Here is a 14,602-nt window from a genome sequence, read left to right on the forward strand (position 1 = left end):
GGCCTCAATTCGGCCGCGCGCAGCACCTGATCATCTCGGGTGGATCCCGCGGCTTCTTCGGAAGCGGCCTCTTCGGAGTGTGGCGCGCGGGGAGGACTGTCGAGCTGGTCCAGCTCACGTTTCATGGCGAAAATCCTCAATCGCGCAATGTCCGCAATAAGCGAGTATTGATCCTTCTAGTGCGATTTAGACTACATTCATCGAGCTGAGCGCCGGAACCGAGCCGGGAGCCGCCTGTGGGGAACTCCTCCGACCTGCGGGATTCCTTGTCGCGGATACGTCTGCCCGCGAATGAGCGGGCGCCCGCCGCGGCTCGCAGGTTCCTGCACGTCGCCCTGCCCGAACTGCCCGTGCCGACGGCGGCCGCCGGGGCGCCGTCGCCGATCAGCGAGCAGCTCATCGACGACGCCGTGCTCCTCGTCAGCGAGCTGACCACCGCGGCCACCGTGCACGGCGGATTCGAGGTCGAGGTCGGCTGCCGTCTCGACACGGAGAACGGCTTCGTGGGCGTCGTCGTCGACGTGGTGGACCGCTTCCTGTCCGACGCCGATCAAAGCGGCCAGGACCTACGGGACAACCTGCGCGGCCACGGACTGCAGCTGCTGCACGCCCTGGCCGAATCCTGGGGCGTGACCTGCCGCCATGCCGAGAAGACCGTGTGGTTCCGCCTGGGCACCCCGCTGGCGGCCCGGCCCGATCCCGGCGACTCCCTCGCACCCCTCGCCGCGGCGGTACGCGAGGCCGAAGCGCCCGACCACCGCGGTCACGCCCCCGAGGACCCCGACCACGCAGGGTCGTCCTTCCTCGCCGAGGTCAGCGAGCTGCTCGCCGGGCAGCTGGACGAGGACATGGTCGCCGCGCTCACCGGACAGCTCCTCGTCCCCCGGCTCGCCGACTGGTGCGGCGTCTGGCTGATCACCACCAACGGCCAGATGCGGCTCTCCCGCGTCTGGCACCGGGACGAGCAGCAGATCCGTACGCTCCGCCAGGCCCTGGAGCTGGAGCGCCCGCCGCCCGCCACACTGAGCGCCACCGCCCTCGCCTGGCCCTGGCCCGAGGGGGCGGACGTCACCGAGCCGGGCGGCCAGGCGCTGATGTTCCCGCTGGTCGCGAGCGGCCGGTGCCACGGCGCGCTGGTCATCGGCCGAGCGGGACAGCCGCGGCTCACCGGCGCCGTCGTACGCCTCGCGCAGGACGTGGCACGGCGGGTGGCCCAGGGCGTGGTCACGGCCCGCCACTACACCCGGCAGGCGGACATCAGCCGTTCGCTCCAGCGCAGACAGCTGCCCACGTCCCTCGCGGCCATTCCGGGTGTCGACACGGCCATCGTCTACGAGCCCTGCGGCGAAGGTCAGACCGTCGGCGGCGACTTCTACGACCTGTTCCCCATGGGCGACCGCCGCTGGTGCTTCCTGCTCGGCGACGTGTGCGGCCACGACCTGGAGGCCATGTCCGTCACCGGCCTGGCCCGCCACCTCGTACGGCTGCTCGCCCGCGAAGGCCATGGCGTCGAGGCCCTGCTCGACCGGCTGAACCGGGCGATGGCGGAAGAGGCCGCGGAAGCGGCGGCGATCACCGCGGAGCCCGCGGGCTCCCGGTTCCTGAGCCTGCTGTACGGCGAGCTGGAGCCCGACGCGATCTCCGGCGGCGCGCGCGTCACCCTGGCCAGCGCCGGGCACCCGCTGCCGCTGCGCCTGTCGGCCGACGGCACGGTGACCCCGGCCGCGGAACCGCAGATGCTCCTCGGCATCGACGAGCGCGCCGAGTTCCGGGCGGACTCCTTCCACCTCGCACCGGGCGAGACGCTGCTGTGCGTCACCGACGGGGTGACCGAACGCCGCCGGGGCAACCGGCAGTTGGACGACAACGACGGCCTCGCCGAGCTGTTGCGGGGCTGCGTGGGGCTCGGCGCCAAGGCCGTGGCGGAGCGGGTACGCCAGGCGGCCCACGACTTCAGCCCCGACCCGATCGATGACGACCTCGCCGTGCTGGTCCTGGAAGCGGTACCGGTACTGCGAACGAACCGTACGCAGGAGCGCGGTTGACCCACCCCGCGCTCGGGCGCGCGAACGCTATCCGTGACCGGACCGCCCGGGAAAGCTGTCGCCGAAGGTCCACCCCTTCGAGCCGTCCCAGTTGATGGACCAGGTCATCAAGCCCTTGAGCGCGCCGCCGAAGTGCCGCCAGGACTCGGCGACCTGAGCGGGCGTCATGTGGCCGCCGCCCGCGCCGGGTTGGGCCGGGAGACCCGGGGCCTGTTGGTCGTACGGGACGCGGATGGTGGTGCCCTGGACGACCAGGCCGTCGTTCAGGCAGTCCGTCTGCTTCACGAAGCCCTCGACGGTGCCCGCGGGATAGGAGTCGCCGGAGCAGCCGTACATGCTGCCGTTGTAGTACTGCATGTTCAGCCACCACAGGCGGCCGTTGTCCGCGTACTTCTTCACGATCGGCAGGTACGCGCCCCAGATCGAGCCGTACGTCACGCTGCCGCCGGTCACATAGGCCGTCTCCGGGGCCATCGTCAGGCCGAAGTCGGGCGGCATCCGCTCCAGGACACCGTCGATGATGCGGATCAAGTTGGCCTGGGACGGCGAGAGTTGGTTGATGTTCCCGCTGCCGGTCAGGCCGGTCTCGATGTCGATGTCGATGCCGTCGAAGTTGTACTTCTTCAGGATCGGCACGATCGTTTCGACGAAGCGGACGGCGACCGCGCTCGAACTCAGGTCGATGCCCGCCGCCGCGCCGCCGATCGACATCAGGATGGTCGCCCCGGCCGCCTTCGCCTCGCACATCTCGGCCGGGGTCGCGACCTTCACCGTCTTGTCCATGCCGTCCTCCCACAGGACGGTTCCGTCGGAACGGATCACCGGGAAGGCCGCGTTGAGCACGTTGTAGCCGTGCTCGCGGATACGGCTGTCGGTGATCGGGGTCCAGCCGAAGGGTGGGTGCACCCCGTTGGCCGCGCCGTCCCAGTTCTCCCAGTAGCCCTGTAGGACCTTGCCGGTGGGGCGGGGCTTTACCGCGCAGGTCTCGTCCTGGCGGGGGTTCTGTGGGGCGGCGCCCGTCAGGGCCGTGACCAACAGGCCCACGGCCATGCCGATGCCCAACCGCCGTGCCGTGCGACCGCTCATACCGGTTACGCCGGTTACACGGGTCATGCCGCGCTCCTTGGTGGGGGGAGGAGAGGAGCAGGGGGTACGCGCCGTGCGATGCCGCACACAGTAAGAAGGTCCAGACCTGGCGTCAACAGGTCTGGACCAAAAGGGAGTTGGGTACGGGGTACGACGGCAGGTGCGCCCCACGCCGCGGACTCAGCGCCAGGCGTGGCGCCGCCGCAGCAGATCCGTCACCGCGTTGAACCTCGCCCGGTCCAGCGCGCACGCCTCGCGCCGCATGCCGTCCTGATGGATGCGCAGGACCCGGTCCAGGTGCACCCAGGAGTCCCGGCCCGAGGTGTCCCACGGGCCGCTGCCGAGCGGCATCCACTCCCGGTCGCCGGAGTGCTCCTTGCTGGACAGCTGCACACCGAGCACCGTGCCACCGGCCTCCCGCGCCACGATCAGGACCGGACGGTCCTTGCCCCGGCCGTCGTTCTCCTCGTACGGCACCCAGGTCCAGATCACCTCGCCCGGGTCCGGATCGCCGTCGTGGGCCGGTGCGTACTCGGTCCGGATCGGGCCCACGGCGCGCGCTTCGGCCTCCGTGGTGGCCGAAGGGCCGTGACGGCCGGGGGAGTCGGGCGTGCGGAGGTCATCGGGGTATGCAGTCACGCGGGTCAGGGTAGGCCGTCGCCGTTCGGCTCCGGTGGCCACTCCTCGTACCACTTGGTCTCGGTCTCCAGCTGGGCCGCCAGGGAGACCAGGAGCGGCTCGCTGTGTGCCGGGCCGAGGAGTTGGGCGCCGACCGGGAGCCCCTTCGGTGTGCGGCCCGCGGGGACGTTCATGCCCGGCCAGCCCAGGACGTTCCACGGCCAGGCGTACGGGCAGGCCGCGATCATCGCCTGGTCCGTGCGCGGGCCGTTCAGGCGGGCCAGCTCCCCGATGCGCGGCGCCGGGGTCGCCGTCGTCGGCGCGAGCACCACGTCATAGCGGCCGAAGATCGCGCCCACCCGGCGGTGCAGCGCCGCCTCCGCCCGCCGCGCGAGGCGCAGCGGCGCCCCGCCGAGCGCCCGCCCCATCCGGGCCGCACTCCGGGTGCGCGGGTCGAGCAGGCGCGGATCCGGCACCCGCCCGGCCCACTCGGCGACCCCGGCGGTCGCGCGCGGCACGAACGCGAGCCCGATCTGCCCGTAGGCCGGATCCGCCTCTTCTACGTGGTGCCCGAGCGCGGCAAGCCGGTGCGCCAGGCCCATCACGGCCGAACGCACCGCGGGGTCAAGCCTCTTGGGGGTCGCCGTGAACGGCATCCGGAAGGAGAGCGCGATCCGCAGGCGTCCCGGGTCGCGGCCCACCGCCTCGCTCAGCCGCACCCGCGGCGGCTTGTGCAGATCGCCGTCGTGGCTGCCGCTCGCGCAGTCGAGCAGCAGCGCCGCGTCCTCGACCGTACGCGCCAGCGTGCCGTTGACCGTGATGCCCTGGAACGCCTCCGGCAGCGGCCACGTCGAGATCCGGCCGCGCTGCGGCTTGATGCCGACCAACTGCGTCCACGCCGCGGGGATCCGCACCGACCCGGCCCCGTCGGAGCCGAGCGCCGCGGGCACCAGACCGGCGGCGACCGCGGCCGCCGAACCTCCCGACGAACCGCCCGGGGTATGGCCCGTGTGCCACGGGTTCCGCGTTTCACCGAAGGCCGGGCCCTCGGTGAACGGCCACTGCCCCAGTTCACAGGTATTGGTCTTGCCTACGATCACGGCCCCGGCCGCGCGCAGCCGCCGTACCGCCTCCGCGTCCCGCTCCTTGACCGGGAAGTCGCCACGGCAGCCGAACGCCGTCGGCTCGCCCGCCACATCCATGTCGTCCTTCACGGCCACCGGAACACCGAGCAGCGGCAGCCGCTCGCCTGCCGCGAGCCGGGCGTCCGCCGCCGCGGCCTCGTCCATGGCGCGTTCGGCCCGGACCCGCCGGAAGGCGTTGAGCGTGCCCTGCGCCGCCTCGATCCGGGCGAGCGCCGCCTCGACGAGCGCGCGCGACGAGGTCTCGCCCGCGGCGAGCGCCCGGGCGGTGGGGGCCAGACCTGCGGCGCGGTCCAGGGGCATGGGCGGGCGACCTCTCTGCGGCTTCCGACGGGCTGTTACGGCTGCTGACAGCTGCTTCTCGTTCGTACGAACGAACGTTAGCCGTCCCCGTCAGGCCCGGTACCGGAACCCGCAGAATCGGGCCGACCGGCATCTGGAAGGATGCGCAGGGCCATGGTGCAGATACCGAAACAGCCCGTGCCGGCGATGAGCCCCGTGCCGACGAGCGCCGACGTGGCCCGGCTCGCCGGGGTCTCGCGCGCGACCGTGTCGTACGTCCTCAACAACACCACCGCGGTCCGGATCAGCGAGCCCACCCGGCGCCGCGTCCGCGAGGCGGCCGAGGAGCTCGGCTATGTGCCGCACGCCGCCGCGCGCTCGCTGCGCGCCGGGCACAGCCGGATGGTTCTGATGCCCACGCCACCGGTCCCGGTCGGCTCGCTCTACAGCCACTTCGTCAACGAGCTTCAGTGGGCGCTGCGCCGCCTCGACTACACCGTCGTGCAGTACGGCAGCCTCGGCATGACCGGCGACGAGGCCGCCCGCGCCTGGGCCGAACTGCGGCCCGTGGCCGTGCTCGTGCCGGGCAACGGCACCCTCGGCCCACGCGGCGTCGCCGTGCTCAAGCGGTCCGGGGCCAGGGCCGTACTCACCCTCGGGCCCGAACGGGTCGACGGCGCGCACGCCCTGCTCATGGACCAGCGCGAGGTAGGCCGCCGCGCCGGCGAGCACCTGGTCGCGCGCGGCCGCCGCCGGATCGGCGTCGTCGTACCGGAGGAACCGGGCCTCGGCACCTTCTCCGAACCCCGGCTCGACGGGGTGCGCACGGCCGCGCGGGCCGGCGGGGCCCGGGTGACCGAGGTGCCGCTCGGCTACAGCGAGGACTCCGCGGCCGCGCTCGCCGGGCGCTGGCGGGAGCTCGGGCTCGACGCGGTGTTCGCGTACAACGACGAGTACGCGATGCTCCTGATGCGCGCGCTGCAGGACGCCGGGATCGACGTGCCCGCCGAGACCGCCGTGATGGGCGCCGACGACCTGCTCCTCGGGCGACTTCTGCGGCCCCGGCTCAGCACGGTCCACCTGGAGCTGCCGTCCGGACAGCGGCTCGCGGAGCTGGTGGACGCGGCGGTGCGCGAGCCGGACGGGGAGCCTGAGGTGCATGACCTGCTGGCCGTCTCGGCGGTGCCTCGTGATTCGACGTGACGCCCCGCGCCGCCTGTTGAACGCAGGTGAAGGCACCTGAGCGCACCTGAACGCCATGTGAATGCACCCACCAACGACCCCCGTTGACATCGCACGACGCCCGGCCCGAGACTCAGGCCGAGCAGCCCGAGCCGAGCCGCTGGAGAAGCCGCCATGAGCAGCCCCACCGTGCGTGACGTCTATGTCGTCGACGCTGTCCGCACCCCGATCGGAAAGTTCGGCGGCGCCCTCGCCTCCGTACGGCCCGACGATCTCGCCGCCCATGTCGTACGGGCCCTGGCGGACCGCAGCCCCGACCTCGACCCGGCCCGGATCGACGACGTGTACTTCGGCGACGCCAACGGCGCGGGCGAGGACAACCGCGACGTCGCCCGCATGGCCGTGCTGCTCGCCGGGCTCCCGGTGTCCGTGCCCGGCGTCACTGTCAACCGGCTCTGCGGCTCCGGCCTGGAGGCCGTGGTGCAGGCGGCCCGCGCCCTCGCGCTCGGTGATGCGCACGTGGCGATCGCGGGCGGCGTCGAGTCGATGTCCCGCGCACCCTGGGTGCTGCAGAAGCCCGAACGGGCCTTCCCCGCCGGGCATCAGGAGCTGTACTCGACCACACTCGGCTGGCGCATGACCAACCCGAAGATGCCACCCGAGTGGACCGTCTCACTCGGCGAGGGCGCCGAACTCGTCGCCGACAAGCACCACATCAGCCGCGAGCAGCAGGACGCCTTCGCCCTCGCCAGCCACCAGAAGGCCGCCGAGGCCTGGGCCAAGGGCCACTACGACGGTGAGGTGGTGGCGTACGAGGGGGCGGACCTGGAGCGCGACGAGTGCATCCGCGACACCACCTCGATGGCGGCCCTGGCCAAGCTGAAGCCCGCCTTCCGCAGGGACGGCGGCACCGTCACGCCCGGCAACGCCTCGCCGCTGAACGACGGCGCCGCGGCGCTGCTGCTCGTGGACGAGGAGGGCCTACGGGCCACCGGGCGCGAGCCGCTCGCCCGGATCGGTGCCTCCGCCGTGACCGGTGTGGAGCCGCAGCTGTTCGGGCTCGGCCCGGTCGAGGCGGTGCGCCGCGCGCTCGGCAAGGCGGGGCGCGGCTTCGCGGACCTCACGACCTTCGAGCTGAACGAGGCGTTCGCGGCGCAGGCGTTGGGCTGTCTCGCCGAGTGGCCCGAGCTCGATCCGGCCGTGGTCAACCCGCGCGGCGGGGCGATTGCCATCGGCCATCCGCTCGGCGCGTCCGGTGCGCGGCTTGCCGGTTCGGTGGCCCACCAGCTCGCCGCGGCGGGCTCGGGAACCGGCCTCGCGGCGCTCTGCATCGGCGTGGGACAGGGGCTTGCGCTCGTCCTGGAGCGCTGACAACGTCCTTGAGCGGCAGGGAAGTTGGGGTACCGGGAGTAACGGGTAAAGATTCGAACCGCCGCGCCCCTGGCGCCGTACATCCGTACGGAAAACCTCTAAGATGTTGCACGCTTAACTACCCCACGCGGCACCATCGGCACAGCAGCACCACCCGCCCCGGTGACCCCACCGGCCCCGAACAGGGTGCCCGCACACGGGACTTCACAGCACCGGCGGGGCCCGGCACGGTCCTGTCGCAGCCGTATCGGCGATCGGAGACCTGGCATGCCCCTGCTCGACCCGAAGACCTGGCAGCCCCGTGCGCTCGCGGGCGGCGAGCACCCCGTCACGGAGCCCGCGACCGGCGCGGAACTCGGCATCGTCACGCACGCCACCGGGGACGACGTCACGCACGCGAGCGCCGCCGCGCGCGCCGCGCAGCCCGCCTGGGCGGCAACCCCGCACCTGGAGCGGGCCGCGGTCCTTCGCCGGGCCGGGGACCTCTTCGCCGAGCACGCCGACGAGTTGAGCGAGTGGCTGGTCCGCGAGTCCGGCTCGGTCCCGGGCAAGGCCGGTTTCGAGCTGCACGTCGCCGCCCAGGAGTGCTACGAGGCCGCGGCACTCGCCTCCCGGCCCACCGGCCAGGTGCTGCCCAGCGAAGCCCCGCGCCTGTCGTACACGCGGCGCGTCCCGGTCGGCGTGGCCGGGGTGATCGCCCCGTTCAACGCCCCGCTGATCCTCTCCATACGCTCCGTCGCCCCGGCCCTCGCCCTCGGCAACGCGGTCGTCCTCAAGCCCGATCCGCGCACCGCGGTCTGCGGCGGGCTCGCACTCGCCGCGGTCTTCGCAGAGGCGGGCCTGCCCGACGGGCTGCTTCACGTGCTGCCCGGCGGGCCCGAGACGGGGCGGGCGCTCGTCGCCGACCCGAACGTTCCGGTGCTCTCCTTCACCGGGTCAACGCCCGCCGGGCGGGCGGTCGGTGAGGCGGCCGGGCGCCATCTCAAGCGCGTCCACCTGGAGTTGGGCGGCAACTCGGCGCTCGTCGTCCTGGAGGACGCCGACCTGGACGCGGTGATCTCCACCGCGGCGTGGGGCTCGTTCTTCCACCAGGGCCAGATCTGCATGACCACCGGGCGCCACCTCGTCCACGCCTCGCTCTACGACGCGTACGTGGAGCGGCTCGCGGCCCGCGCCGAGTCCCTCGCGGTCGGCGACCCGCACCGTGCGGAGGTGCACCTCGGGCCGCTCATCGACCACGGCCAACTCGCCAAGGTGCACGGCCTGGTGGAGGCCTCGGCCGTCCGCGGCGCCAAGGTAGCCGCGGGCGGCACGCACGACGGCCTCTTCTACCGGCCGACCGTCCTCGCCGGTGTGGACGACCACACCCCGGCCTACGCCGAGGAAGTCTTCGGCCCGGTCGCGCCGGTACGGTCCTTCGACACCGCCGACGAGGCCGTGGCCCTCGCCTCGGCGGACCCGTACGGCCTCTCGCTGGGCATCGTCACGCGGGACGCCGCGCGCGGCCTCGCGCTCGCCGACCGTATCCCCACGGGCATCGCGCACATCAACGACCAGACCGTCAACGACGAGGCCGTGGCCCCCTTCGGCGGCATCGCCGCCTCCGGCACGGGCGCCCGGTTCGGCGGCGAGTCCAACCTTGAGGCGTTCACGGAGCTGCGGTGGACGACGGTGCGGGGGGATACGGCGACGTACCCCTTCTAATACAAGCCCGTCCGGCGTTTGAGGACGAGCCCGGAGGGCGATGCGGGGCGCTGGGGGCGCAGCCCCCAGTTCCCTCAGCCGAACCGACGGTTCAGGTCTCTTCCGAAGCCTGCTCCTTCGCGATAGCCGCACGGACCTCGTCCATGTCCAGATTCCGGGCCTGCCCGATCACGTCCTCAAGGGCCGCCTCCGGCAGCGCACCGGGCTGGGCGAAGATCGCCACCCGGTCCCGGATGATCGCCAGGGTCGGGATCGACTGGATCCCGAAGGCCTGCGCGAGCTCCGGCTGCGCCTCCGTGTCGACCTTGCCGAAGACCAGGTCGGGGTGGCGCTCCGCGGCCGCCTGGTAGACCGGGCCGAACTGGCGGCATGGGCCGCACCACTCCGCCCAGAAGTCGATGAGGACGAAGTCGTTCGACGAAACGATCTCGTCAAAGTTGTCCTTCGTAAGTTCCTGGGTGTTGCTCACGGTGTCCTACCCCTTCCGGGCGGTGGTGTCGTGCCCCCCGCACAACGGCACGGGGGGCGGGTCGTATTCCCGGGAGTCCCGGGACCTCCATGGCGACTGCCCCTGTGGCCGGACCGCACACATGCGGGAAGACTGACGTTCATGGGACAGGGACACACAGGGACCACCGCATACGACGTCGTCGTCCTCGGCGCGGGCCCGGTCGGCGAGAACGTCGCGGACCGCGCCCGGGCGGCCGGCCTGAGCGCGGCGATCGTGGAGAGCGAGCTGATCGGCGGCGAGTGCTCCTACTGGGCCTGCGTGCCCAGCAAGGCGCTGCTCCGGCCCGCCCTCGCGCGGGCCGACGCCCGCCGCGTACCCGGCCTCGGCAAGGCGGTGGCCGGACCGCTCGACACCCCCGCGGTGCTCTCCCACCGCGACTACTTCACCAACAACTGGAAGGACGACGGCCAGGCCGGCTGGCTCGACTCCATCGGCGTACGGGTCTACCGCGGCCACGGCCGCCTCGACGGCCGCAAGCGCGTGGCGGTCACCAGCTCCGAGGGCGAGCGGCACATCCTCGCCGCCCGGCACGCCGTGGTCGTCTGCACCGGCAGCCGCGCCGTCCTGCCGCAGGGCCTGCCGGGGCTCGCCGGGGCCCGGGCCTGGACCAGCCGCGAGGCGACCAGCGCACGCTCCGTGCCGGGGCGGCTCGCGATCGTGGGCGGCGGCGTCGTCGGCACCGAGATGGCCACCGCCTTCCAGGCCCTCGGCGCCCGCGTCACCGTGCTCGTCCGCGGTGAGCGGCTGCTGCCGCGGATGGAACCCTTCGCGGGCGACCTGGTCGCCGAGTCGCTGCGCGAGGCGGGCGCCGAGGTGCGTACGCGTACGCCCATCACCTCGGTCGTACGCGACGGCGGCAGCGGCGGCGTCACGCTCACGCTCGACGACGGCGAGACGATCGAGGCCGACGAGGTGCTCTTCGCCACCGGCCGTGCCCCGCGCACCGAGGACATCGGGCTGGACACCGTCGGCCTCGAGCCCGGCTCCTGGCTGACCGTCGACGACAGCTGCCGGGTCACGGACACCGACTGGCTCTACGCCGTCGGCGACGTCAACCGCCGTGCGCTCCTGACCCACCAGGGCAAGTACCAGGCCCGCATCGCGGGCGCCGCCATCGCCGCGCGGGCCGCCGGGACCCCGATCCTGGAGACCGACCGCTGGGGCGCCCACGCCGCCACCGCCGACCACGCCGCCGTCCCCCAGGTGGTCTTCTCCGAACCCGAGGTCGCCGCCGTCGGCCTCAGCCTCGCCGCGGCCGAACGCGCCGGGCACCGGGTCCGCGCCGTCGACTACGACATGGGCTCGGTGACCGGCGCCGCCCTCTACGCGGACGGATACCGCGGCCAGGCCCGCATGCTGGTCGACCTCGACCGCGAGATCCTGCTCGGCGCCACCTTCGTCGGCCCCGGAGCCGGGGAACTCCTCCAAGCGGCGACCATCGCGGTCGCGGGCGAGGTCCCCGTCGAACGCCTCTGGCACGCGGTCCCGGCGTTCCCGACGATCAGCGAGGTGTGGCTGCGGCTGCTCGAGACGTACCAGGGGTGAGGCTCCCCGAGGTGGCACCCCCGTACCGCCCCTCGAAGCCCCTGAACGCCGCCTCCTGCCGCCACTGCACCGCCGCCTTCGGGCTCCCCGCGAGCAGCCGCGCGCAGGCCCGCGAGGGCGACCCGGCGCCGGGCACGTCCCGCACACACGGTCCGGCCGGCCGGTACCCCTGCCGGGTCGGGTTGCCGCGCCACACGCTGCGCCCGGGCAGAAAGGCGTACTCGAGCGAGGCGCGGGCCAGCTCCTTCAGCTCCGGATAGGACAGGTCGTACGTCATCGCCGCGTGCCGGTACTCGTGACTGATGTCGATCCGCGAGACGCCCGGGTCGTCCGTGGCGAGCACGACGGGCACGCCGTACGCCCGGTACGCCTCGAAGGGGTGCTCGTCCCCGCTGACGCCGAGGATCTGCGCGTTGCTGGAGAACGGCACCTCCACCGGGATCTCCTCACGGGCCATGGTGCGGGCGAGCCGCCGCCAGTCGTCCTCGTACCGCAGATCCACACCGTGGCCGATCCGCTCGGCCTGCCCGGTCCGCACCGCCGCGCCGATGTGGAAGGTCAGCTCTTCCGGCTTGACCAGGCCGGGCCACAACTCCCCGGCGTGCAGGGTGATATGCGCGTCCGGGTACCGGCCGTGCAAGTAGTCGAGCATCCGCATGTGCAACCGGTAGTCGCGCAGCGCCCGCTCCCCGTCCTCGGGCTCGACCAGGTTGACGGCGACATACCGCTCGTCCTGCTCCGCGAGCCGCAGCCCGAGCGCGATCTGCGTGAACACCCGCTCCGGTGAACTGCCGCGCGCGACCTGGGAGATGAAGCGCGTCGGCAGCGCACAGCCGGGCGCGGGTCGGGTCGTGCCGCAGTGGCCCGCGGCCCGGCGGTCGGCCTCGGTGTCGTCGGCCTCACGGCGGGCCTGGGCGACCAGCCGGTCCAGGCGGCCGCCCGCGAGCAGCTTGCGGTGCATCCGGGCGAGGTCCGCATCGTCCCCGTCCCAACCGACCTCGTCGGCCAGCTCGTTGGTGCGCTCCGCGGCCGGGGTGACCATGGTCTCCAGATAGAACTGGTTCTGCTCCGCGACGGTGTCGGCGACCTCGGCGAGCAGCTCGCCCCGGTGCCCGCGGGCCGCCGCGCCGAACTTCCCGAACGTGGCGAAGAAATGATCGTGCCCCGACTCGCCGGACCCGTCGGCCGGGAAGTCCTGCATCGACCAGGCCCGTATGAGCGCACGGTGGAAGTCGCCGTCGGTGCGCGCCTCGACGGCGGGCCGCTGCCCCGGCTCGCACGGTGGCGGGACGGCGGTCATCGAGTCCTGCTCGATGCAGAGCCCGTCGCGCCCCGCGAGCTCGATCAGAAACTCGGTGGAGGCCGCGCCGGGGAGGTGATTGTGCAGATCGCCGCCCTTGGGCATGCGGGTGAAGAACTCCCGTAGCGCGGTGGGGTTCTGACGGATGGAGTCGAGGTACGCGTCGGTGCGCTGCTCGGCGGGGGTGGCTGTGGGAGTGGCAGTGGGGGTGGCTTCGGAGGCCGGGGACGAGGGGGCGGCGGGTAACGCGGGGGAGGCCGCGGCCGGTTCGGCGGCGGGCAGCAGGGAGAGGGCGGACAGGGCGGCGAGGGCCGCGGCACCGGCCGGGAACAGGGTGGCCCGGCGACGGCGTACGGCGGAACGGTGGTCAGTGATCACCCGAGAAGGATCCCGTACATCCTTCGATGTACGGCGGATTCATCACCGCTCACGATGATCGCCGCCAACTGCGCGGCAACGATGGGACCATGCCGAATCCACTCACCGGGCCCGAGCCCGCGACCGCACCGCAAGCACCCGGACCGCGAGCGCCCGGACCGTCGCGAGGTACGCCCGGCCGACGGCTGCCGCTCCTGGATGTCCTCCGAGGCACCGCGATCCTGGGCACCCTGATGACGAACGTCTGGATCTTCACGGCGCCGGGCGCGGAGTGGGGCGTCCTCGGCAGCGCGGTGACGGACGCGAGCCTGGGGGCGATACTCGACGAGCCCACGCCCGCGCAGGCGGTGGAGAGCGTGTTCCGCTTCCTGGCGGACGGCAAGTTCCTCTCGCTCCTCACCCTGCTGTTCGGCGTGGGCCTGGCCATCCAGTGCGACTCGGCGCTGCGCAAGGGCCTTGCCTGGCCCGGCCGTTACTCGCGGCGGGCGCTGTTCCTGCTCGCCGAGGGCACGGTGCACTTCGTGTTCGTCTTCGCGTGGGACGTCCTCATGGGGTACGCCCTCACGGCGCTCCTCGTATCCCGCCTCCTCGCCCGGACCGAGCGCCTCCGCAACCGCGTGATGTGGACCGCGGCGACCCTGCATGTGACGGCGATGACCCTGTTCACGCTCGCCCTGGTCGTATCGAACGACGGTGGAGGCGATGGTGGCGGCGACGGCGGCGGCGCGGGCGACCAAGCAGTGGTGGACCTCTACGCGCACGGCAGCTACCTGGACCAGATCCTCTTCCGCCTGGACCACGCCCTGATCCTGCGCCTGGAACCGATCCTCTCCTTCGGCCTGCTCCTGACCCTGTTCCTGCTCGGCATCCGGCTGCACCGCGCCGGAGCCTTCGCCCCGGACGCCACCGGGCGCGCCCTGCGGACCCGGATGCTCCGCTGGGGCCTGGGCCTCGGCCTGCCGCTCAACGTGGCCGTGTCGCTCGGCGGCCCCGACTTCTTCGCCCTCGGCCGCTATGTGGCGGCGCCGCTGGTGGCGGTCGGCTATATCGGCCTGATCGGCGCGGTGATGGACCGGGTGCGGCGGCCGGGCCCGCTCACGGCGGGCGTGACGGCGCTCGGCCGGATGGCGATGTCCGGCTACGTCGGCCAGAACGTGCTCTGCATGCTCGCCTCGTACGGCATCGGGCTCGGCCTCGCCGCCCGGTTCGCTGACGCCGGGCCCTGGTGGGTGATCGGCCTGTGGGCGGTGGTCTGCCTGCTCCTGATGGGCGGTTCGGCGCTGTGGCTGCGGCGCTTCTCGTACGGCCCGCTGGAGAGCCTCCAGAAGCGGGTGACGGGCACGCGGTGACGTACGGCCGCCGGGGGTGCGAGGCGGGGGGGTGCCGGGCAGGGGAAACCCGCCCCGCGAAGCACCCCCACCCCAGGCCCCGTCTGGAC

Annotated in this window: 11 protein-coding genes; 6 read left to right on the forward strand and 5 right to left on the reverse strand. The window is 73.0% G+C overall.

Going from position 1 to position 14,602, the window contains the following annotated elements:
* The first annotated feature begins 236 nt into the window (after window positions 1–236).
* Window positions 237–2,045 (forward strand): SpoIIE family protein phosphatase, encoded by a 1,809-nt coding sequence (locus tag ACWD10_RS21315; protein ID WP_451093205.1) that lies wholly within the window; start codon window positions 237–239, stop codon window positions 2,043–2,045.
* Window positions 2,046–2,072: 27 nt separating this feature from the next.
* Here ACWD10_RS21315 and ACWD10_RS21320 read toward each other — a convergent pair whose 3' ends face one another.
* The 3 genes from ACWD10_RS21320 to ACWD10_RS21330 form a co-directional block, all read right to left on the reverse strand.
* A complete protein-coding gene (locus ACWD10_RS21320; protein ID WP_451093286.1) occupies window positions 2,073–3,131 on the reverse strand; it encodes a chitinase in 1,059 nt (352 codons plus the stop codon).
* Window positions 3,132–3,311: 180 nt separating this feature from the next.
* On the reverse strand, window positions 3,312–3,770 hold the full coding sequence (locus tag ACWD10_RS21325) for a type II toxin-antitoxin system PemK/MazF family toxin (protein ID WP_451093207.1): 459 nt from the start codon (window positions 3,768–3,770) through the stop codon (window positions 3,312–3,314).
* A gap of 5 nt (window positions 3,771–3,775) precedes the next feature.
* Window positions 3,776–5,194 carry an amidase gene (locus ACWD10_RS21330; protein ID WP_451093209.1) on the reverse strand — a complete coding sequence of 473 codons (1,419 nt, stop codon included), beginning with the start codon at window positions 5,192–5,194 and terminating at the stop codon, window positions 3,776–3,778.
* Between the two features lie 153 nt (window positions 5,195–5,347).
* Between ACWD10_RS21330 and ACWD10_RS21335 the strand changes: the two genes are divergently transcribed.
* The 3 genes from ACWD10_RS21335 to ACWD10_RS21345 all read left to right on the forward strand — a co-directional run bounded on the left by ACWD10_RS21335 (window position 5,348) and on the right by ACWD10_RS21345 (window position 9,430).
* On the forward strand, window positions 5,348–6,376 hold the full coding sequence (locus ACWD10_RS21335; protein WP_451093211.1) for a LacI family DNA-binding transcriptional regulator: 1,029 nt from the start codon (window positions 5,348–5,350) through the stop codon (window positions 6,374–6,376).
* Window positions 6,377–6,529: 153 nt separating this feature from the next.
* Window positions 6,530–7,726, forward strand: a complete 1,197-nt coding sequence (locus ACWD10_RS21340) for a thiolase family protein (RefSeq protein WP_451093213.1) — start codon at window positions 6,530–6,532, stop codon at window positions 7,724–7,726.
* A gap of 267 nt (window positions 7,727–7,993) precedes the next feature.
* On the forward strand, window positions 7,994–9,430 hold the full coding sequence (locus tag ACWD10_RS21345; RefSeq protein ID WP_451093215.1) for a benzaldehyde dehydrogenase: 1,437 nt from the start codon (window positions 7,994–7,996) through the stop codon (window positions 9,428–9,430).
* A gap of 91 nt (window positions 9,431–9,521) precedes the next feature.
* Here the strand turns inward: ACWD10_RS21345 and ACWD10_RS21350 are convergent, their stop codons facing one another.
* Window positions 9,522–9,899, reverse strand: coding sequence for a thioredoxin family protein (locus ACWD10_RS21350; protein WP_451093217.1), 378 nt, complete (start codon window positions 9,897–9,899; stop codon window positions 9,522–9,524).
* A 141-nt stretch (window positions 9,900–10,040) separates the two neighbouring features.
* Between ACWD10_RS21350 and ACWD10_RS21355 the strand changes: the two genes are divergently transcribed.
* Window positions 10,041–11,486 (forward strand): dihydrolipoyl dehydrogenase family protein, encoded by a 1,446-nt coding sequence (locus ACWD10_RS21355; protein WP_451093219.1) that lies wholly within the window; start codon window positions 10,041–10,043, stop codon window positions 11,484–11,486.
* On the opposite strand, the gene ACWD10_RS21360 is transcribed toward ACWD10_RS21355, so the two are convergent.
* Window positions 11,443–13,164, reverse strand: a complete 1,722-nt coding sequence (locus ACWD10_RS21360; protein ID WP_451093221.1) for an adenosine deaminase family protein — start codon at window positions 13,162–13,164, stop codon at window positions 11,443–11,445. The two genes, ACWD10_RS21355 and ACWD10_RS21360, sit on opposite strands and share 44 nt — an antisense overlap.
* Before the next feature lie 89 nt (window positions 13,165–13,253).
* Between ACWD10_RS21360 and ACWD10_RS21365 the strand changes: the two genes are divergently transcribed.
* Window positions 13,254–14,513: a DUF418 domain-containing protein gene (locus ACWD10_RS21365; RefSeq protein WP_451093223.1), complete on the forward strand. Its 1,260-nt coding sequence runs from the start codon at window positions 13,254–13,256 to the stop codon at window positions 14,511–14,513.
* Window positions 14,514–14,602: the final 89 nt, after the last annotated feature.

Source organism: Streptomyces sp. NPDC002851 (assembly GCF_053591935.1).

Excerpts from the sequence above, each read along its gene's own strand:
- ACWD10_RS21320 (WP_451093286.1), bottom strand. The coding sequence starts at position 3,131 with ATGAGCGGTCGCACGGCACGGCGGTTGGGCATCGGCATGGCCGTGGGC.
- ACWD10_RS21330 (WP_451093209.1), bottom strand. The coding sequence starts at position 5,194 with ATGCCCCTGGACCGCGCCGCAGGTCTGGCCCCCACCGCCCGGGCGCTC.
- ACWD10_RS21335 (WP_451093211.1), top strand. The coding sequence starts at position 5,348 with ATGGTGCAGATACCGAAACAGCCCGTGCCGGCGATGAGCCCCGTGCCG.
- ACWD10_RS21340 (WP_451093213.1), top strand. The coding sequence starts at position 6,530 with ATGAGCAGCCCCACCGTGCGTGACGTCTATGTCGTCGACGCTGTCCGC.
- ACWD10_RS21345 (WP_451093215.1), top strand. The coding sequence starts at position 7,994 with ATGCCCCTGCTCGACCCGAAGACCTGGCAGCCCCGTGCGCTCGCGGGC.
- ACWD10_RS21355 (WP_451093219.1), top strand. The coding sequence starts at position 10,041 with ATGGGACAGGGACACACAGGGACCACCGCATACGACGTCGTCGTCCTC.
- ACWD10_RS21365 (WP_451093223.1), top strand. The coding sequence starts at position 13,254 with ATGCCGAATCCACTCACCGGGCCCGAGCCCGCGACCGCACCGCAAGCA.